The following is an 18,168-nucleotide window of genomic DNA, read 5'->3' as shown; positions in this document are numbered from 1 at the left end:
TGTGGGACAAATCCAACCCACCTGCCGAAATGCAATCCAAACTGTGGGAGCTGGCTTGCCTGCGATGCAGGCGACTCGGTCTGCCTGGTACACCGAGGTGATGCCATCGCAGGCAAGCCAGCTCCCACAGTGTTCTGCGCTGCCTGTGGGGTCAGGCGTTTTCCAGCAGGTTATGCAACTCCACAAACTGCTGAGTCAGCTTGTGCCGTGGGTCGAGGTGGATCAGCGGCTTGCTCTCCTGGTGCGACTCGCGCATTCGCACCGAGCTGGCCAGGTACACCGGCAGCACCGGCAGCCCTTCGGCAATCAGTTCATCCAGAATCTGCTGCGGCAGGCTGGCCCGGGCCTGAAACTGGTTAACCACAATACCTTCCACTTCCAGGCCTTCATTATGGTCTTCCTTCAGTTCTTCGATTTCCGCCAGCAGGCCATACAGGGCCTGGCGCGAAAAGCTGTCGCAATCGAAGGGGATCAGCACACGATCAGCCGCAATCAGCGCAGAAACCGCATAGAAGTTCAACGCGGGTGGAGTATCGAGGTAAATCCGGTCGTAATCCTCGCTCAACTCATCCAGCAGCTTTCGCAGCTTGTTGATCTTGTGCTTGGCTTCGAGCTTGGGCTGCAGGTCTGCCAGCTCGGCGGTGGCGGTGATGACGTGCAGGTTGTCGAACGGCGTTTCGTAGATATCAACCTTGTTCTTCTTCGAAAACGGCCCGGAAGACAACGTTTGCTTGAAAAAATCCGCGATCCCCATGGGGATGTCTTCGCCCGTCAACCCGGTGAGGTACTGGGTCGAGTTGGCTTGCGCATCGAGGTCCACCAACAGGGTTCGATAACCTTCGCTGGCGCTGACCGCCGCCAGGTTGCAGGCGATGCTGGACTTGCCCACGCCGCCTTTTTGATTGAACACCACGCGCCGCATGGAAAAACCTCCGTGTATCAATGAATGACCGAGTGTAGAGCGCAAAAGCGCCAGTTAGCTACCTCGTTCATCCATACGCTGTGCCTGGCTCACAAATGAATGGGAAATCTCCGACGACCCAGCCTGGCCTGTGATCGCCGACAATCTGTAAATTCTTCCAACTTATTTGTGATCAATAGTGAACAAATTTTCACCACTATTTGCTAGAACCCCGCGGCACCGGGATAATGCGCGCCATTCGGCTATTGCTCTCTGTCCCGGAATCCGGGGCCATTGGCCGCACATGGAAGCCCGCAGGGGCGGGATAACTTCTCAGTGATCAACTTCAACATCGCCCAATGGCGCGCCTGGGCTCCTGGCCTTGAGAGTGCGCACGACTGGCACGCCTGGTGCCGGGACCCGGTGTTGCTGCCCGTCAGCGAAGCCTGCCCGGATGTGTCATTTCTGCCAGCTATGCAGCGCCGCCGCTTGAGCCGGCTGGCGCGCATGGCATTCAGCGTCGGCTGGCCGCTGGCCGAGGGCCTTGCAGAGCTGCCGCTGGTGTTCATTTCCCGCCACGGCGAAACCCCGCGCACCCTGGATATCCTCAGCGATTTGGCCAACGAGCAGCCGCTGTCGCCCACCCAGTTCAGCCTGTCGGTGCACAACGCGGTGATCGGCCTGTGGTCGATCCTGCGCAATGAAACCGCCGAGATGACTGCCCTCGCCGCCGTTGGCGATGGCCTGGAGCACGGCCTCCTCGAAGCCGCCGCACTGCTCAACGAAGGCGCCCCGGCGGTGCTGCTGGTGATCACTGAAGAACAGCCGCCCGAAGCCTACGCCGGCTGGATCCATGACGTACCGTTCCCCTATGCCCTCGGCCTGTTGCTCACACCGGGCGACGAGTGGCAGCTGGAACTTACCACCGGCACTGTCCAACCCTCCACCATCGCCCAGTGGCCCCACGCCCTGAACCTGCTGCGCACCCTGCTGACCGAACAGGGCGCCTGCCAACATGCCTGGAAGAACCGAGTATGGAACTGGCAACGCAAGCCCTGACCGACAAGCCTCGGGACGCCTATTACTGGCGCCTGCTCGCTACCGCCGCGAGCTTTTTCCTGTTCGGCGTGGGCGGGTTGTGCCTGCGTTTGCTGGTGTTTCCATTGCTCAGTTGCTTGCCGGGCAGTGCCGAACAGCACCAGCGCCGTGCACGTCACACCATCAGCCGGCTGTTCTGGTTCTTTGTGCGGTTGATGCAGCGTGTCGGCGTGCTGACCTACAGCGTGGAAGGCGCCGAGAAGCTCGGGCGCCCAGGGCAGATGATCGTTGCCAACCACCCGTCGCTGATCGATGTGGTGTTCCTGATCGGCCTGATGCGCCAGACCAACTGCGTGGTCAAGCAGAGCCTGTTCCAGAACCCCTTCACCCGCGGGCCGGTGCGTGATGCCGGCTACATCAGCAACGACGGCAGCGCCGACATGCTCGATGCGGCTGCCTATGCCCTGCGCGCCGGCCAGACCCTGATCATCTTTCCCGAAGGCACCCGCACCACACCCGGCGCGGCCCCCGCCTTTCATCGCGGCGGCGCGGCCATTGCCCTGCGGGGTGCGACAATCATCACCCCGGTGGTGATCAAGGTCAGCCCCACCACCCTGACCAAGGCCGAACCCTGGTATCGCATCCCCAAACGTCGATTTCACTTCAGTTTGCGCGTGGGGGCCGATATAGAGCCACAAGCGTTTGCCGCGCTCGGCGCCGCGCCCCAGGCTTCACGCAAGCTCAACGATTACCTGCATCACTATTTCATTAAGGAGCTCGCCGAAGATGAGCGACCAAAAAAGCCTTGAGCACGAGATAAAAGAGCTGATCATCGAGGCCCTGGGCCTGGAAGACATCAGCGCCGACGACATTGGCAGCGAACAGACTCTGTTTGGCGAAGGCCTGGGCCTGGACTCGGTCGATGCCCTGGAATTGGGCCTGGCGATCCAGAAAACCTACGGCATCAAGATCGATGCCGACGCCAAGGACACCCGCAATCATTTCACCAACGTGGCCAGCCTTGCGGCGTTCGTCACGGCCCGACAGGCAGCTTGAGACCGTACCATGCAAACTCGTGACGATATTTTCAACACCCTGCGCGATGCCTTGGTGGAACTGTTTGAACTGCCCCCGGAGCGCGTCACCCTCGACGCCAACCTGTATCAAGACCTGGAAATCGACAGCATCGACGCCGTGGACCTGATCGACCACATCAAGCGCCAGACCGGTAAGAAGATCGCCGCCGAAGAATTCAAGGCGGTGCGCACCGTGAACGACGTGGTTGAGGCGGTATACCGTCTGGTCCAGCCCGCCGCATGAGCCGGCTGATCGGCCTTGGCCTGTTGTTGGCGGGGCTGCTGTACCCCTTTGCGGTGTATTACGGCACCGAGCATTTTGCACCGTGGCAATTCGGCCTGTTGCTGGGCAGCCTGTGGCTGTTGCGCGCCCTGACCGCTGGGCGGCGCCCGGGCAGCCGCTGGATGGCGGTGACGGTGATCGTGTTCTGCGTGCTGCTGGCCTGGTTCGATAACCCGCAGTGGCTGCGTTGGTACCCCAGCCTGGTCAGCGCGTTCATGTTGGCGCTGTTCGGCCTGAGCCTGAAATACGGCCCGCCGATGGTCGAGCGCCTGGCACGCATGACTGACCCGCAACTGCCGCCGAAGGCAATCGTGTATACCCGCCAGGTCACCGTGGTGTGGAGTGCATTTTTTCTGTGTAACGGCTTGCTCGCCGCCGCGCTCACGCTGTGGGCGCCGCTGAGCTGGTGGACGTTGTACAACGGCTTGATCGCCTACGGGCTGATGGCGCTGTTGTTTGCCGTGGAATGGCTGGTACGACAAAGGGTTCGAGGCCGCGTATGAATGGGTTGAAACTTGAGCACTTGTTGCTTGAGCCGCTGCAACAGCGCTGGGTCACCACCGAGCCTGACATGAATCACGCCCAGCTGTGGGAAGCATCCCTGCGCCTGGCGGCCGGCTTGCAGGCGCGAGGCATCCAGCGCCTGGCCGTGTACCTGGAAGACGCGGGCGTCCTGGCGATTGCCTTGCTGGGCGCCTGGCGCGCCGGTGCCAGCGTACTGCTGCCGGCCGACCTGCAGCCCCAGACCCGCCATCGCTGGGATCCTGCCGTCGACGCCTGGTTGATCGAAGCCGCTGATCTCGAGGCGCTGTACCAGGCGCCACTGAGCCCTGCGGTTCTCGACCTGGACACCTGCCAACTGAGCCTGTGCACCTCCGGTTCCAGCGGCGAGCCCAAGCGCATCGACAAGTCCCTGCGCCAACTGGCCAATGAAGTCGAGGCGCTGGAAGCCCTGTGGGGGGCGGACCTCAAAGACGCCTGCATCATCGGCAGCGTCGCCACCCAGCACATCTACGGCTTGCTGTTTCGCGTGCTGTGGCCGCTGTACGCAGGTCGCACCTTTGTGCGCAAGCAACTGGCGCTCCCCGAAGACATGCAGCGCGCCAGCCGCGAGCACCCACAATTTGCCTGGGTCGCCAGCCCGGCGCTGCTCAAACGCATGGGCGACAACCTCGACTGGTCGGCACTGAGCCAGGTTGCGCGGGTGTTTTCCTCCGGTGGCGCGCTGCCCGTTGAAGCCGCTGGCAGTCTGTATGACCGCTTGCAGCAATGGCCGACGGAAATTCTCGGCAGCTCGGAAACCGGCGGCATCGCCTGGCGCCAGGGCGCGCAACCCTGGCAGCCGTTTGCCGATGTGCAACTGAGCCAGGATGCCGACGGCGCGCTGCGCATCGCATCAAAATACCTCCCCGAAGGGCACATCGAACAGACCGCCGACGCTGCACGCATCCATGCCGATGGCCGCTTCGAATTGCTGGGCCGCCTGGACCGTATCGTCAAGCTGGAAGAAAAACGCATCTCCCTGCCGATGCTCGAACAGGCATTGATGACCCATCCCTGGGTCGCTGAAACCCGCTTGGGTGTAGTGCAGGAAAACCGCGCCTCCCTTGGCGCGCTGGTGGTGCTCAGCAGCGATGGCCTGCATGCCCTGCGCAACCAGGGCCGGCGCACGCTCACCCAAACCCTGCGCCAGCACCTGGGCCAACATTGCGAAGCCCTGGCCCTGCCCCGTCGCTGGCGGTTGCTGCGCCAATTGCCGCTCAACAGCCAGGGCAAGCTGCCCCAGGCCGATATCGAAGCACTTCTGCTGGCTCCCCGGCCAAAAGCCCCCGAAGTGCTGGAGCAGGTCGAAGCCGATGGCGAATGGACCGTGCAACTGAGCGTTCCGCCGGACCTGGCCTATTTCAGCGGACACTTCCCGGTAACGCCCGTGCTGCCGGGCGTGGTGCAAGTGGAATGGGCGTTCAACCTGGGCCAGCAACTGCTCGACTTGCCGAGCACCTTCGCCGGTATGGAAGTACTCAAGTTCCAGCAACTGGTGCGCCCGGGCGATCAGATTGAACTGCACCTGCGCTTTGACCGGGAACGCAGCAAGCTTTATTTCACCTACCGCAACGGCGTTGCCGCCTGTTCCAGCGGTCGCATACAGTTGGTGACTGCGAATGCATAACCCCTGCGCCCTGATTCCGGTGTACAACCACGAAACTGCCGTACCCGCCGTGGTCCGCAGCCTGCTGGGCAGCGGCTTGCCGTGCCTGCTGGTCGACGACGGCAGCAGCCCGGCCTGCGCAGCGGTGTTGGCGCAATTGGCCACCCTCGACAACGTCACCCTGTTGACCCTGCCCAGCAACCAGGGCAAGGGCGGCGCAGTGATGGCCGGCTTTCGCGAAGCGGCGCGCCGGGGCTACACCCACGCCCTGCAAGTGGACGCCGACGGCCAGCACGACCTGCGTGAAGTCGAGACCTTTATCGACACTTCGCGCCGGCACCCTGACGCCGTCATCTGCGGCTACCCCGAATACGACGACAGCGTGCCCAAAGGCCGTTTGTATGCGCGTTACCTGACCCACGTATGGGTGTGGATCAACACCCTGTCGTTGCAGATTCGCGACTCGATGTGCGGCTTTCGCGTGTACCCGCTGGCGCCAACCCTGGCATTGATGGACTCGGCCTACATCGGCACGCACATGGATTTCGACTCGGACATCCTGGTGCGCCTGGCCTGGCGCAACCAACCGATGCGCTGGCTGCCGACCCAGGTGCACTACCCGGCCGACGGTTTGTCGCACTTTCGCTTGTTCCGCGACAACGTTCGCATCAGCGCCATGCACACGCGGCTGTTTTTCGGCATGTTGGTGCGTGCGCCGATGATCCTGTGGCGACGGTGGCAGGCATGAGCGACAGCACCAAGCACTGGGCCGACCGCGAGGAACGCGGCAGCTTCTGGCTGATGAAGCTCACGGCGCTCGCCGCAAAAATCCTGGGGCGTCGCCTGTTGAGCCCTTTGCTCTACAGCATCGTTTTCTACTTCTTTCTATTTGGCCGCACGGCGCGCCACAGCGCCTGGCAATATCAACAGCGCCTGGCCCAATGGAGCGGGCGCGATGAACTGCTGCCCAGCCACCGGAAAGTCTTCGGCCAGTTCATGGCCTTCGCCGATTCCCTGCTCGACAAGCTCGACGTATGGAACGGCAAGCTGGGCCTGGAACAGATCGAAATCAACGACCCGGCGCAATTGCGCGGGCAACTGCGTGGCGCACGCGGGCAGATGCTGGTAGGCGCGCACCTGGGCAACCTGGAAGTGTGCCGTGCACTGGCGGAGATCGGTGAACAGGTCACCATGAACGTGTTGGTGCACACCAAGCACGCCGAGCGTTTCAACCGCCTGTTGGGCGAAGCCGGGGCCAGCCATTTGCGCCTGATCCAGGTCAGCGAGCTGGACCCGGCCACCATGCTGCTGCTCAGCCAGCGCCTGGACGACGGCGAATGGCTGGCGATTGCCGGTGACCGCATACCGCTGCACGGTGGGCGCACGGTGCGCGTGGATTTCCTCGGCCACCCGGCTGCGTTCCCCCAAGGCCCGTGGCTGCTGGCCGGGCTGCTCAAATGCCCGGTCAACCTGCTGATGTGCCTCAAGCATGAAGGCCGCTATCGCCTGAGCATCGAACCCTTTGCGCAATTGCTCGAATGGAAGCGCAGCACCCGTGAGCAAGTGATTGCCGAGTGGACCGCCCGCTACGCCGCACGCCTGGGCGATTTCTGCCTGCAAGCGCCCCAACAATGGTTCAACTTTTACCCTTTCTGGAAGACCGATGACGACGCATCTTGAGCCGGTAACCTTTGGCGAACGCCCCTTGCGCATCGAAGACGTGCTGGCCCTGGCCAACCGTCAGGCGCCCACGCAATTGCAGGGTGATGCTGCCTATCGTCAGCGCATCGCCAAGGGCGCGCAGTTTCTCGACTCGCTGCTGGACAAGGAAGGTGTGATCTACGGCGTGACCACCGGCTACGGCGACTCCTGCGTGGTGGCGGTGCCGCTGGAACACGTCGAAGCCTTGCCGCGTCACCTGTACACCTTTCACGGTTGCGGCCTGGGCAAGTTGCTCGACGCCCAAGCCACCCGCGCCGTGTTGGCGGCGCGTTTGCAGTCGCTGTGCCATGGCGTGTCGGGCGTACGCGTGGAGCTACTGGAACGTCTGCACGCCTTCCTTGAACACGATGTGCTGCCACTGATCCCGGAAGAAGGCTCGGTGGGCGCCAGCGGTGATCTGACGCCGCTGTCCTATGTGGCCGCGACCTTGTCCGGCGAACGTGAAGTGCTGTTTCGTGGCGAACGCCGCCCGGCGGCCGACGTGCACCGCGAACTGGGCTGGGAGCCTTTGGTGCTGCGCCCCAAGGAAGCCCTGGCCTTGATGAACGGCACCGCCGTGATGACTGGCCTGGCCTGCCTGGCTTTCGCCCGCGCCGACTACCTGCTGCACCTGGCCACACGCATCACCGCGCTCAATGTGGTGGCGCTGCAAGGCAACCAGGAACACTTCGACGAGCGCCTGTTCGCCGCCAAGCCGCACCCAGGGCAGATGCAAGTGGCCGCATGGCTGCGCAACGACCTGGCGATCGATGCACCGACCGCGCCGCTGCATCGCTTGCAGGATCGCTACTCGCTGCGCTGCGCCCCCCATGTGCTCGGCGTGTTGGCCGACAGCCTGAGCTGGTTGCGCTCGTTCATCGAGATCGAACTCAACAGCGCCAACGACAATCCGATCATCGACGCTGAAGAAGAACGCGTACTGCACGGCGGGCACTTCTACGGCGGGCATATCGCCTTCGCCATGGACAGCCTCAAGACCCTGGTGGCCAACGTCGCCGACCTGCTCGACCGCCAGCTCGCGCTGCTGGTGGACGTGCGTTACAACCATGGCCTGCCAAGCAACCTCTCGGGCGCCCCCGCCGACCGCGCGATGATCAATCACGGTTTCAAGGCCGTGCAGATCGGCACCAGCGCCTGGACCGCCGAAGCATTGAAGAACACCATGCCGGCCAGTGTGTTCTCACGCTCCACCGAGTGCCACAACCAGGACAAGGTGAGCATGGGCACCATCGCTGCCCGCGATGCAATCCGCGTACTGGAGCTGACCGAACAAGTAGCCGCCGCCGCCCTGCTCGCCGCCAACCAGGGCGTGTGGCTGCGAGCCCAAGCAGAAGATGCCCGAGCGCTGCCACCGGCACTGGCCGCAATGCACGCAGAATTGGCCCTGGACTTCCCGCCAGTCATCGAAGACCGTGCCCTGGAAGGCGAACTGCGCCTGTGCCTGCAACGCATCGCCGCGCAACACTGGAGGCTGCATGCGTAGCCCCGGCGTATTGCACTGCGACACGCAAATCCTCGTGCCGTTTTTCGATATCGACACCATGAACGTGGTGTGGCACGGGCATTACGTGAAGTACCTGGAAGTGGCGCGCTGTGCGTTGCTGGACAAGATCGGCCATAACTACACGGCCATGCTGGAGTCCGGCTACGCCTGGCCGGTGATCGACATGCAGCTACGCTATGTACGTGGCGCGACCTTCGGCCAGACGCTCAATGTGCGTGCCAGCCTGGTGGAGTGGGAGAACCGTTTGAAGGTCAACTACCTGATCACTGACCTGGCGAGCGGCGAGCGTTTGACCCGCGCCAGCACCGTGCAGGTGGCGGTGCAAATCGCCAACCGCGAGATGCAACTTGCCTCGCCCACGATATTCACCGATGCCGTAGAAAGGGCCCTGAAATGCTGACCCCTGTGGGAGCGGGCTTGCCCGCGATGGTCGTTAACGATAACGCACGACGCCTGACACTACGCAGCGTCCTCAGGTTCTTCGCGGGCAAGCCCGCTCCCACAGGGATTGTGCTTATCCTGCTGTTGGGCGTTCCAGGCTTGGCCCAGGCGTTCGACTTGCAGCAGTTGAGCGATCAGCTTGCAAAACCCTCTGTCATCCACGGCAGCTTCACTCAGGAAAAACACCTGCGCGCCCTGCCCCAGCCGCTGGTCAGCAAAGGCACCTTCGTGCTCGCCAAGGACCACGGCCTGTTATGGCTGCTCAAGACCCCGCTGCAACAGGACTACCGCATCACAGGCCAAGGCATCGCCCGGCGTGACGCCAACGGCTGGCAACCGCTGCCGAACAAGAGCGCCGGGGCCGAACAGAATCGCCTGTTTCTCGCGGTGCTGCAGGGCGACAGCAGCGGCTTGCAGCGTGACTTCGAACTGCAACTGCAAGGCCAGGCCCACAACTGGAAGCTCACGCTGACCCCGCGCTCATTGCTGCTCAAGCAAGTGTTCACCCGGATCAATATCGACGGCGGCGAACTGGTGCAAACCATCGAGCTGCTGGAAACCCAGGGCGACAGCACTGTATTGCGTATGCAGGACAGCACGGCCGACCAACCCTTGAGCGATGCGGAGCAACACGACTTTGCCCAGTGAGCGCCTGCTGCCGCGCCTGTTCCTGATCCTGCTGGTGGCCGTGCTGGCCCTGGCCGGCTGGCAGTGGCGCGATGGCGCGCCGTTGTCGGCCAACCTGATGGAACTGGTGCCGGGCAGTACGCCGGACGCCCTGGAACAGCAGGCCGAACAGCGTATGCAAGAACCGCTGAACCGCGAGATGCTGGTACTGGTGGGCCATGCCGACCGCCAGCAAGCACTGGCCGCGGCGCAGCAAATGGGCGAGCGTTGGCAGGCCAGCGGTCTGTTTGAACAGGTGCAATGGAACCTGCAAGCCGACTTGCCGGCGTTGCGCGAGCAACTGCTGCGAGGGCGTTTGTCGATGCTCTCGGCCAACGACCGTGAGCAACTGATCGAACGCCCCGACGCCTTTATCCAGCAACGGGTGCAAGCGCTGTTCGACCCGTTCACCGGCTTCAGCCTGGTGCCGAGCCAGGACGACTGGCTCGGCCTGACCGGGCGTATCCAGAACAGCCAGCCACAACACGGCGCGGTTCAGCTGGACATCGGCAGCGGCGCCTTGATCGCCGAAGCCGACGGCCAAAGCTGGGTGCTGGTGCGGGCACGCACCAACGGCAATGCCTTCGATATGAAATTGCCGTTGCAAGTGGCGGATTTACTCCAGGCCAGCCGCGAGCAGGCTGGTGAGCACGGCGCGCAATTGCTCGCCGCCAGCGGCTTGCTCTACGCGGCCAATGGGCAGCAGCAAGCCACGCGGGAAATCACCTGGGTCGGCGGTGGCGCAACCATCGGCATCCTGTTGTTGCTGTTGCTGGCTTTCCGACGCTGGAGGGTGTTGCTGGCATTTGTGCCGGTGCTGGTGGGCATGCTGTTTGGCGCAGTCGCTTGTGTGGCACTGTTTGGGCATATGCATGTGATGACCCTGGTGCTGGGCTCCAGCCTGATCGGCGTGGCGGTGGATTACCCACTGCACTACCTGTCCAAAAGCTGGAGCCTGCAACCCTGGCGCAGTTGGCCGGCGTTGCGCCTGACCCTGCCGGGGCTGAGCCTGAGCCTGGCCACCAGTTGCATCGGCTACCTGGCGCTGGCCTGGACACCCTTCCCGGCGCTGACGCAAATCGCGGTGTTCTCCGCCGCCGGGCTGGTGGGGGCTTATTTGTGTGCGGTGTGCCTGCTGCCTGCGCTGCTCAAGGGTGTGGAGCTGCGCCCGGCGCAATGGCCGCTGCGTGTCGCCCAGGCCCTATGGCAACTGCGTACCGCCTTGATCAAACGCGTGCCCGGTTCAGTGCTGCTGGTGGCGGTGCTGGTGTTCTGCGCCGCCGGCCTGTGGCAGCTCAACAGCAAGAACGATATTCGCCAATGGATCGGCGCGCCGCCGCAATTGCTCCAGGAAGCACAGGCCGTAGCGCGCATCACCGGGTTCCAGCCCACCAGCCAGTTTTTCCTGGTGCGCGCAGATAATCAGCAGCAGTTGCTGGAACGCCAGGCCGCCTTGGGCAAACGCCTGGATCAGTTGGTGAACATGGACAAGCTCCAGGGTTACCTGGCGCTCAGTCAACTGGTGAACCTGCCCGAGGAGCAGCAACAACTGCGCGATGCGCTGAACACTCTGGCGCAACACTGGCAACCGCTGCTGGACCTCGGCGTGCCCGTCAGTGCCCTGCAGGCTGAAGTCGCGCAGTTGCAGGCGCTGCCCACTCAAGACATTGACGCAGCGCTGCAAGGCCCGCTGGCCGAACCCTGGCGCACGCTCTGGCTCGGCCCGGTCGACGGCGGCGTGGCGGCCATGGTCAGCTTGCAAGGCTTGAACAACCCGGCGTTGCTGCGGGTGCAGGCGCTGGATTTGCCCGGCGTGCAACTAGTCGATCGCCTGGGCGACTTGAACCGCGTGTTTGCCGACACGCAAATCAGCGCAGCCGAATTGAAGTTGCTGTCGTGCGTACTGATCGTGCTGTTGCTGATTGCGCCCTTCGGTTTTGGCGGCGCCTTGCGTATCGTCGCCCTGCCCCTGCTGGCCGCGCTGTGCAGCCTGGCCAGCCTCGGCTGGCTGGGCCAGCCGCTGACCTTGTTCAGCCTGTTTGGCCTGTTGCTGGTCACAGCCATCAGCGTTGACTACGCGATCTTGATGCGCGAGCAGATCGGCGGCCCGGCCGTCAGCCTCTTGGGAACACTGCTGGCGGCGTTGACAACCTGGTTGTCGTTCGGCCTGCTGGCGGTGTCGAGCACACCGGCCGTGAGTAATTTCGGTTTATCGGTCAGCCTGGGCCTGGCATTCAGCTTTATGCTGGCGCCCTGGGCAGCCCAGCAGAAACACACCTTATGAATGCGATTATCGCCCATGCGGCAAGGAGCCCTCGTGCCCACAGTTGAAATGGAACGTCGCCAGGTGGTGGTGATCGGTGCCGGGCCTTCCGGTGCCATCGCGGCCGCGCTGCTAAAGCGCAAAGGGCATGATGTATTGATCATCGAGCGCGAGCATTTCCCACGCTTCTCGATTGGCGAAAGCCTGCTGTCGCACTGCATCGACTTCATCGAAGAAGCCGGGATGCTGGACGCTGTGCAAGCGGCGGGCTTCCAGGTAAAAACCGGCGCCGCGTTCGCCTGGGGCGAGCGCTACAGTGCGTTTGACTTTGGCGACACCTTCAGCAACGGCAAGCCCACCACCTTCCAGGTGCAGCGCGGCGAGTTCGACAAGTTGCTGGCCGATCAGGCGGCGCTGCAAGGTGTGGAAATCCGCTATGGCCAAAGCATTGTCGGTGTGGATTTCTCCGGCGAGTGCCGCTACCTGCATGTGCGCCGACAGAACGGCAGCGAGTACCACATCAAGGCCAAGTTCGTGCTCGACGCCAGCGGCTATGGCCGCGTGCTGCCGCGCCTGCTGGACCTTGAGGCGCCCTCGAACTTCCCGCTGCGCCAGGCCGTGTTCACTCACATCGAAGACCGCATCGAACACCCAGGCTTTGATCGCAGCAAAATTCTGGTCACCACCCACCCGACCCAGCGCGACATCTGGTTCTGGACCATCCCGTTCAGCAACGGCCGTTGCTCGGTGGGCGTGGTCGCGGCCAAAGAGCATTTCGATGGCCGCGACAGCGACCTTGATGCCTGCCTGCGCAGCTTTGTCGATGACACGCCAAGCCTGGCCGCCGTGCTCAGCAATGCCGTATGGGACACCCCGGCGCGCAGCATCGGCGGCTATTCGGCCAACGTCAAAAGCCTGCACGGCCCAGGCTTTGCGCTGCTGGGCAATGCAGCGGAATTTCTCGACCCGGTGTTCTCGTCCGGCGTGACCATCGCCATGCGGTCGGCCAGCATGGCCGCCGCTGTGCTGCACCGTCAGCTCAACGGCGAGACCGTGGACTGGCAAAGCGAATTCGCCGAACCCTTGAAGCGCGGTGTCGATACCTTCCGCTGCTACGTCGAAGGCTGGTATGCCGGTACGTTCCAGGATGTGATTTTCCATCCTGGCAGCTCGCCGGAGATTCGCCGCATGATCAGTTCGATCCTGGCCGGTTACGCCTGGGATGAGCGCAACCCGTTTGTCAGCGAGCCTAAACGGCGATTGCGGATGTTGTCGGATATTTGTGCGAGTGAAGCGGTATGAGCAGTCCTGCCGTTGAAAAAAACTACCTGAGCAAAAATTATGTCGAGGAAACCAGGTTCGGCTTCTGGTTCCTGCGCAGCCACACCTGGCAGCATCACGTATTGCGCGTGGCGATCAACGACCTGCGCAGCCTGTTCAGCGAGCCGCTGCCGGTGGCCCCGGTGTTGCTGGACGCCGGTTGTGGCCAGGGTAAGTCCTTCCGGTTGCTGCAGCAGGTGTTTGCGCCTTCACGCCTGATCGGCTTGGATGCCGACCCCCACAGTCTGGAGCTGAGCCGTGAAGAGGCTGCGCGCCAGGGCCTGGCTGTCGAGCTGATCGGCAGTGACTGCGCCACCCTCGATGTACCGGACGCCAGCGTCGATATCGTGTTTTGCCACCAGACCTTTCACCATTTGGTCGAGCAACATCGCGCGCTCAAGGAGTTCTACCGGGTACTCAAACCGGGCGGCTATCTGCTGTTTGCCGAGTCCACCGAAGCCTATATCGACACCTGGGTGATTCGCTGGTTGTTCCGCCACCCGATGCATGTGCAAAAAAGCGCCGAAGAGTACTTGGAGATGCTGCGCGAGCAAGGCTTTGAATTCGACTCGCAGAATGTCTCGTACCCCTACCTGTGGTGGAGCCGCTCCAGCGACTTCGGCCTGCTGGAGCGCTGGGGCCTGCGCAAGGCGCCGCCGGTGGGCCAGCGCGAGGAAACCCTGGTCAACTGCGTAGCGCGCAAACCTTTGGAGAACGCCGCCTCATGATGCGCCTGCTGTTAATGGGTTGCCTGTTGCTGCTCAGTGCCTGCGCCAGCCAGGCACCGCTGCCGGAAAAAATCCCGGCCCTGGCCTTGCCGATGCAACTGCATGTGCAGCGCCTGACGGACGGGCAGCGCCAGGACTGGCTGCTGGTGATCCAGCGCGAAGGCCACGCGATTCGCTGGTCGATGATGGACCCCTTGGGCATTCCCCTGGCCCGGCAAAAACTGCTCGATGGGCAGTGGCAGGCCGACGGCTTGCTGCCACCCAATCCCCAGGCGCGGGAGCTGTTTGCCGCGCTGCTGTTTGCTTTGACCCCAGGCGGTGATGTGCCGGCGTTGTATCCACGCGCCGAGGCGATGGACCTGACGCGCACGCTGCCGGGCCATTGGCAAATCATCTATCAGTCTTCCGAGGTGTTCAGCGTGAACATGGCCGGCCAGCCGTTGAGTTATCGCATCACCCCGCTGGGTATCAGCCGATGACCGCTTACCTCAATGCCCTCGGTGTGATCTGCGCCCTTGGCCGCGGCCAGGCCGAAGTCAGCCGCAACCTGTTTGCCGGTGACTGCTCAGGGATGCGCGCCGAAAGCGGCTGGGTGCCGGAGCGCGTGGTGCCGGTGGCTGCCGTCCAGGGCGAACTGGTGCCTCTGCCGGTGGAACTGGCTCAACAAAGCAGCCGCAATAACCAGTTGTTGCTGGAAGCGGCGTTGCAGATTGAAGATGAGATCCGTCAGGCCATTCAAACCTATGGCCCAGGGCGAGTCGGCGTGGTGCTTGGCACCAGCACCTCGGGCATCGACGAAGCCAGCCGTGGCATTGCTCATTACCTGCGCGACAAGCAGTTCCCTGCCGACTACGACTACCAGCAACAGGAACTCAGCGCCCCGGCAAACTTCCTCGCCGACTGGCTGCAATTGAGCGGCCCGGCCTACGTGATTTCCACCGCCTGCACCTCCAGCGCCCGTGCCTTGATGAGCGCCCAGCGCCTGCTGAACCTGGGGGTATGCGATGCGGTGATCTGTGGCGGCGTGGACAGCCTGTGCAAGCTGACCCTGAACGGATTTACCTCGCTGGAGGCGGTATCCAGCGAGCGCTGTAACCCGTTCTCGGTGAACCGCAACGGCATCAATATCGGTGAGGCGGCGGTACTGTTCCTGATGAGCCGCGAGCCGGCACCGATCGCCTTGCTGGGCAGCGGTGCCAGTTGCGACGCTCACCATATCTCCGCGCCCGAGCCCAGCGGCAAGGGCGCGTTGCAAGCGATGCGCAAGGCCCTGGCCAACGCAAAGCTGGCTCCCGAGCAGATCGGCTACCTGAACCTGCACGGCACCGCCACTCAACACAACGACGCCATGGAAAGCCTGGCGGTCGCCAGCCTGTTCCCCGGCGGTGTGGCCTGTTCGTCGACCAAGCCCATGACCGGCCACACCCTTGGCGCCGCCGGAGCGCTGGAAGCGGCGTTCTGCTGGCTGAGCCTGGCTCACGCCCAGCTGCCGCCTCACGTGTGGGATGGCCACGCCGACCCGGCGCTGCCGCCCTTGCAATGGACGCACAGCGGCGACACCTTGAAAAAAACCTGCCTGATGAGCAACTCGTTTGCCTTCGGCGGTAATAACGTCAGCCTGATAATCGCAGAGGCCCCATGATCGATTGGCCACTTGCCGAGCTGCTACCCCACGCGGGCGACATGATCCTGATCGACCAGGTGCTGTCGTTCGATGATGAGCAGATCCGCACCCGCGTCACCGTCAAGCCCGACGGCCTGTTCAACCGCCCTGACGGTAGCCTGCCGGCCTGGGTCGGCCTGGAATTGATGGCGCAAAGCGTCGCCGCTTATGCCGGCTGCCATGCACGCCAGCAAGGCCGCGCGGTGGAACTGGGCTTCCTGTTGGGTACACGCAAGTTCGGGTGCAATGTCGAGTACTTCCCGGCAGGCGCCGAGCTGAATATCCACGGCCTGCGCTCCCTGGAAGACGACAACGGCATGGGTGTGTTCGAATGCCACCTCACCGGTAAGGGTATCCAGGCCAGTGCGCGCCTGAACGTATTTCGACCGCCCCAGGCGGCCAACTATTTAGATGAATCGAAGGACCCAACGTCATGACTGAATCCGTACTGGTCACCGGCTCCAGCCGTGGCATCGGCCGCGCCATTGCCCTGCGCCTGGCCCAGGCCGGCCATGACATCGTGCTGCATTGCCGCAGTGGCCGCGCCGAAGCCGACACCGTGCAGGTCGAGATCGAGGCCCTGGGTCGCAAGGCGCGGGTGCTGCAATTCGACGTGTCCGACCGCGCCAGTTGCAAGGCCATCCTTGAAGCCGACGTGGAGCAACATGGCGCCTACTACGGCGTGGTGCTCAATGCCGGCCTGACCCGCGACGGCGCCTTCCCTGCCCTGTCGGAAGACGACTGGGACGTGGTGATGCGCACCAATCTCGATGGTTTCTACAACGTGCTGCACCCAGTGATGATGCCGATGATTCGACGTCGCGCCGCTGGGCGTATCGTGTGCATCACCTCGGTGTCCGGGTTGATCGGCAACCGCGGCCAGGTCAACTACAGTGCTTCAAAAGCCGGCCTGATCGGCGCAGCCAAGGCGCTGGCGATCGAACTGGGCAAACGCAAGATCACCGTCAACTGCGTGGCGCCGGGGTTGATCGACACGGCGATGCTGGATGAAAACGTCCCCGTCGAAGAGCTGATGAAAATGATCCCCGCGCAACGCATGGGCACCCCGGAAGAAGTCGCCGGCGCGGTGAATTTCCTGATGTCGGCCGAAGCCGGCTATATCACACGCCAGGTGCTGGCCGTGAACGGAGGCTTGTGCTGATGAAGCGCGTCGTTGTCACCGGCATGGCCGGCGTGACGTCCCTGGGCAGCGATTGGGAAACCATCGCCGCCAACTTTCGCGCCAACCGCAGCGGTATCCGGCGCATGGATGAATGGGACCGCTTTACCGAATTGAACACGCGCCTGGCCGGGCCGATTGATGATTTTGTGGTGCCTGCGCACTGGACCCGCAAGCAATTGCGCAGCATGGGGCGCGTCTCGCGCCTGGCGGTGTGGGCAGCGGAGCAGGCACTGCAGGATGCCGGCTTGCTCGGTAACCCGTCGATCAAGGACGGGCGCATGGGCGTGGCCTGTGGCTCGTCCACCGGCAGCACCGATGAGATCAAGGCGTTCGGCAATATGCTGCTCAATTCCGTGGCCGAGGGGCTAAACGCCAACTCCTATGTGCGGATGATGCCGCACACCACCGCGGCGAATATCAGCATTTTCTTTGGCCTCACCGGGCGCTTGATCCCCACGTCCAGCGCCTGCACCAGCGGTAGCCAGGGCATCGGCTATGCCTATGAAGCGATCAAGTTCGGGCGCCTGCCCTTGATGCTCGCCGGTGGCGCCGAAGAACTGTGCCCCACCGAAGCCATGGTGTTCGATGCACTCTACGCCACCAGCCTGAAAAACGATGCGCCGCAAACCAGTCCGCGCCCCTACGACAGCGGCCGTGATGGCCTGGTGATTGGTGAAGGCGCCGGCATCCTGGTACTGGAAGAGTTGGAACACGCGTTGGCGCGGGGCGCGCATATTCACGCTGAGCTGGTTGGCTTTGGCAGCAATGCCGACGGCCAGCACACCACCCGCCCGGAACAGAAAACCATGCGCCGTGCCATGGAACTGGCACTGGAAGACGCTGGGCTTGCGCCTTCTGCCATCGGCTATGTGAACGGCCACGGCACCGCCACCGACCAGGGCGACATCGCTGAAACCCTGGCCACCAGCAGCCTGTTCGGCAGCCGTATGCCGATCAGCTCGCAGAAGAGTTTCCTCGGCCACACCCTGGGTGCCTGCGGCGCGCTGGAGTCGTGGTTCAGCATCGAGATGATGAACCGCGACCACTACGTGCACACCTTCAACCTGGATTCGGTCGACCCGCAATGCGGCGAGCTCGATTACCTGCAAGGGGGCTTTCGCCAGATGCACAACGACTACGTGATGAACAACAATTTTGCCTTCGGCGGCGTCAACACCTCGCTGATCTTCCGCCGCTGGGCCTGACTTTTTAATCGATTGGAGAAAACGGA

At 63.1% G+C, this 18,168-nt stretch carries 20 protein-coding genes; 19 read left to right on the top strand and 1 reads right to left on the bottom strand.

The window, feature by feature from the left end:
* Positions 1-151: 151 nt before the first annotated feature.
* Positions 152-922 (bottom strand): ParA family protein, encoded by a 771-nt coding sequence (locus tag FW800_RS03010; protein ID WP_032878281.1) that lies wholly within the window; start codon positions 920-922, stop codon positions 152-154.
* A 315-nt stretch (positions 923-1,237) separates the two neighbouring features.
* Between FW800_RS03010 and FW800_RS03005 the strand changes: the two genes are divergently transcribed.
* The 19 genes from FW800_RS03005 to FW800_RS02915 are packed head-to-tail and all read left to right on the top strand — an operon-like array spanning position 1,238 to position 18,142.
* Positions 1,238-1,960, top strand: coding sequence for a beta-ketoacyl synthase chain length factor (locus tag FW800_RS03005; protein WP_078820110.1), 723 nt, complete (start codon positions 1,238-1,240; stop codon positions 1,958-1,960).
* Positions 1,936-2,748, top strand: a complete 813-nt coding sequence (locus FW800_RS03000; RefSeq protein ID WP_446436937.1) for a lysophospholipid acyltransferase family protein — start codon at positions 1,936-1,938, stop codon at positions 2,746-2,748. Before FW800_RS03005 ends, FW800_RS03000 begins: the two co-directional genes overlap by 25 nt.
* A complete protein-coding gene (locus tag FW800_RS02995; protein WP_005784090.1) occupies positions 2,726-2,995 on the top strand; it encodes a phosphopantetheine-binding protein in 270 nt (89 codons plus the stop codon). Before FW800_RS03000 ends, FW800_RS02995 begins: the two co-directional genes overlap by 23 nt.
* A 9-nt stretch (positions 2,996-3,004) precedes the next feature.
* Positions 3,005-3,259: an acyl carrier protein gene (locus FW800_RS02990; protein WP_003187949.1), complete on the top strand. Its 255-nt coding sequence runs from the start codon at positions 3,005-3,007 to the stop codon at positions 3,257-3,259.
* Entirely contained in the window at positions 3,256-3,801 is a 546-nt protein-coding gene (locus FW800_RS02985) for a COG4648 family protein (protein ID WP_078820107.1), read from the top strand. Before FW800_RS02990 ends, FW800_RS02985 begins: the two co-directional genes overlap by 4 nt.
* Complete coding sequence (locus FW800_RS02980; protein ID WP_446436936.1) at positions 3,798-5,468, top strand: ApeI family dehydratase; 1,671 nt, start codon at positions 3,798-3,800, stop codon at positions 5,466-5,468. The genes FW800_RS02985 and FW800_RS02980 overlap by 4 nt, the downstream gene beginning before the upstream one ends.
* Positions 5,461-6,195 (top strand): glycosyltransferase family 2 protein, encoded by a 735-nt coding sequence (locus FW800_RS02975; protein ID WP_122732447.1) that lies wholly within the window; start codon positions 5,461-5,463, stop codon positions 6,193-6,195. Before FW800_RS02980 ends, FW800_RS02975 begins: the two co-directional genes overlap by 8 nt.
* On the top strand, positions 6,192-7,127 hold the full coding sequence (locus FW800_RS02970; RefSeq protein WP_446436935.1) for an LpxL/LpxP family acyltransferase: 936 nt from the start codon (positions 6,192-6,194) through the stop codon (positions 7,125-7,127). The genes FW800_RS02975 and FW800_RS02970 overlap by 4 nt, the downstream gene beginning before the upstream one ends.
* A complete protein-coding gene (locus FW800_RS02965) occupies positions 7,111-8,652 on the top strand; it encodes an HAL/PAL/TAL family ammonia-lyase (RefSeq protein WP_446436934.1) in 1,542 nt (513 codons plus the stop codon). The genes FW800_RS02970 and FW800_RS02965 overlap by 17 nt, the downstream gene beginning before the upstream one ends.
* On the top strand, positions 8,645-9,073 hold the full coding sequence (locus FW800_RS02960) for an acyl-CoA thioesterase (protein WP_194439917.1): 429 nt from the start codon (positions 8,645-8,647) through the stop codon (positions 9,071-9,073). The genes FW800_RS02965 and FW800_RS02960 overlap by 8 nt, the downstream gene beginning before the upstream one ends.
* Complete coding sequence (locus tag FW800_RS02955; protein WP_446436933.1) at positions 9,067-9,762, top strand: outer membrane lipoprotein carrier protein LolA; 696 nt, start codon at positions 9,067-9,069, stop codon at positions 9,760-9,762. The genes FW800_RS02960 and FW800_RS02955 overlap by 7 nt, the downstream gene beginning before the upstream one ends.
* Positions 9,734-12,064: an MMPL family transporter gene (locus FW800_RS02950; protein WP_248090461.1), complete on the top strand. Its 2,331-nt coding sequence runs from the start codon at positions 9,734-9,736 to the stop codon at positions 12,062-12,064. Before FW800_RS02955 ends, FW800_RS02950 begins: the two co-directional genes overlap by 29 nt.
* Positions 12,065-12,097: 33 nt before the next feature.
* Positions 12,098-13,345 carry an NAD(P)/FAD-dependent oxidoreductase gene (locus FW800_RS02945; protein WP_446436932.1) on the top strand — a complete coding sequence of 416 codons (1,248 nt, stop codon included), beginning with the start codon at positions 12,098-12,100 and terminating at the stop codon, positions 13,343-13,345.
* Entirely contained in the window at positions 13,342-14,091 is a 750-nt protein-coding gene (locus tag FW800_RS02940; RefSeq protein ID WP_078820101.1) for a class I SAM-dependent methyltransferase, read from the top strand. Before FW800_RS02945 ends, FW800_RS02940 begins: the two co-directional genes overlap by 4 nt.
* Positions 14,088-14,570 carry a hypothetical protein gene (locus tag FW800_RS02935; RefSeq protein ID WP_446436931.1) on the top strand — a complete coding sequence of 161 codons (483 nt, stop codon included), beginning with the start codon at positions 14,088-14,090 and terminating at the stop codon, positions 14,568-14,570. Before FW800_RS02940 ends, FW800_RS02935 begins: the two co-directional genes overlap by 4 nt.
* On the top strand, positions 14,567-15,733 hold the full coding sequence (locus FW800_RS02930) for a beta-ketoacyl-[acyl-carrier-protein] synthase family protein (protein ID WP_223017968.1): 1,167 nt from the start codon (positions 14,567-14,569) through the stop codon (positions 15,731-15,733). The genes FW800_RS02935 and FW800_RS02930 overlap by 4 nt, the downstream gene beginning before the upstream one ends.
* Positions 15,730-16,191, top strand: coding sequence for an ApeP family dehydratase (locus FW800_RS02925; RefSeq protein WP_446436930.1), 462 nt, complete (start codon positions 15,730-15,732; stop codon positions 16,189-16,191). The genes FW800_RS02930 and FW800_RS02925 overlap by 4 nt, the downstream gene beginning before the upstream one ends.
* On the top strand, positions 16,188-16,916 hold the full coding sequence (gene fabG / locus FW800_RS02920) for a 3-oxoacyl-ACP reductase FabG (RefSeq protein ID WP_032878297.1): 729 nt from the start codon (positions 16,188-16,190) through the stop codon (positions 16,914-16,916). Before FW800_RS02925 ends, fabG begins: the two co-directional genes overlap by 4 nt.
* Positions 16,916-18,142, top strand: a complete 1,227-nt coding sequence (locus FW800_RS02915; RefSeq protein WP_446436929.1) for a beta-ketoacyl-ACP synthase — start codon at positions 16,916-16,918, stop codon at positions 18,140-18,142. Before fabG ends, FW800_RS02915 begins: the two co-directional genes overlap by 1 nt.
* Positions 18,143-18,168 lie beyond the last annotated feature (26 nt).

It is taken from the genome of Pseudomonas sp. 910_23, assembly GCF_052850795.1.
Note: the sequence above shows the minus strand (reverse complement) of the source record. Positions and strands in the feature narration are given on the sequence as shown.

Excerpts from the sequence above, each read along its gene's own strand:
- FW800_RS03010 (WP_032878281.1), bottom strand. The coding sequence starts at position 922 with ATGCGGCGCGTGGTGTTCAATCAAAAAGGCGGCGTGGGCAAGTCCAGC.
- FW800_RS03000 (WP_446436937.1), top strand. The coding sequence starts at position 1,936 with ATGGAACTGGCAACGCAAGCCCTGACCGACAAGCCTCGGGACGCCTAT.
- FW800_RS02995 (WP_005784090.1), top strand. The coding sequence starts at position 2,726 with ATGAGCGACCAAAAAAGCCTTGAGCACGAGATAAAAGAGCTGATCATC.
- FW800_RS02990 (WP_003187949.1), top strand. The coding sequence starts at position 3,005 with ATGCAAACTCGTGACGATATTTTCAACACCCTGCGCGATGCCTTGGTG.
- FW800_RS02985 (WP_078820107.1), top strand. The coding sequence starts at position 3,256 with ATGAGCCGGCTGATCGGCCTTGGCCTGTTGTTGGCGGGGCTGCTGTAC.
- FW800_RS02980 (WP_446436936.1), top strand. The coding sequence starts at position 3,798 with ATGAATGGGTTGAAACTTGAGCACTTGTTGCTTGAGCCGCTGCAACAG.
- FW800_RS02975 (WP_122732447.1), top strand. The coding sequence starts at position 5,461 with ATGCATAACCCCTGCGCCCTGATTCCGGTGTACAACCACGAAACTGCC.
- FW800_RS02970 (WP_446436935.1), top strand. The coding sequence starts at position 6,192 with ATGAGCGACAGCACCAAGCACTGGGCCGACCGCGAGGAACGCGGCAGC.
- FW800_RS02965 (WP_446436934.1), top strand. The coding sequence starts at position 7,111 with ATGACGACGCATCTTGAGCCGGTAACCTTTGGCGAACGCCCCTTGCGC.
- FW800_RS02960 (WP_194439917.1), top strand. The coding sequence starts at position 8,645 with ATGCGTAGCCCCGGCGTATTGCACTGCGACACGCAAATCCTCGTGCCG.
- FW800_RS02955 (WP_446436933.1), top strand. The coding sequence starts at position 9,067 with ATGCTGACCCCTGTGGGAGCGGGCTTGCCCGCGATGGTCGTTAACGAT.
- FW800_RS02950 (WP_248090461.1), top strand. The coding sequence starts at position 9,734 with ATGCGGAGCAACACGACTTTGCCCAGTGAGCGCCTGCTGCCGCGCCTG.
- FW800_RS02940 (WP_078820101.1), top strand. The coding sequence starts at position 13,342 with ATGAGCAGTCCTGCCGTTGAAAAAAACTACCTGAGCAAAAATTATGTC.
- FW800_RS02935 (WP_446436931.1), top strand. The coding sequence starts at position 14,088 with ATGATGCGCCTGCTGTTAATGGGTTGCCTGTTGCTGCTCAGTGCCTGC.
- FW800_RS02930 (WP_223017968.1), top strand. The coding sequence starts at position 14,567 with ATGACCGCTTACCTCAATGCCCTCGGTGTGATCTGCGCCCTTGGCCGC.
- FW800_RS02925 (WP_446436930.1), top strand. The coding sequence starts at position 15,730 with ATGATCGATTGGCCACTTGCCGAGCTGCTACCCCACGCGGGCGACATG.
- fabG (WP_032878297.1), top strand. The coding sequence starts at position 16,188 with ATGACTGAATCCGTACTGGTCACCGGCTCCAGCCGTGGCATCGGCCGC.
- FW800_RS02915 (WP_446436929.1), top strand. The coding sequence starts at position 16,916 with ATGAAGCGCGTCGTTGTCACCGGCATGGCCGGCGTGACGTCCCTGGGC.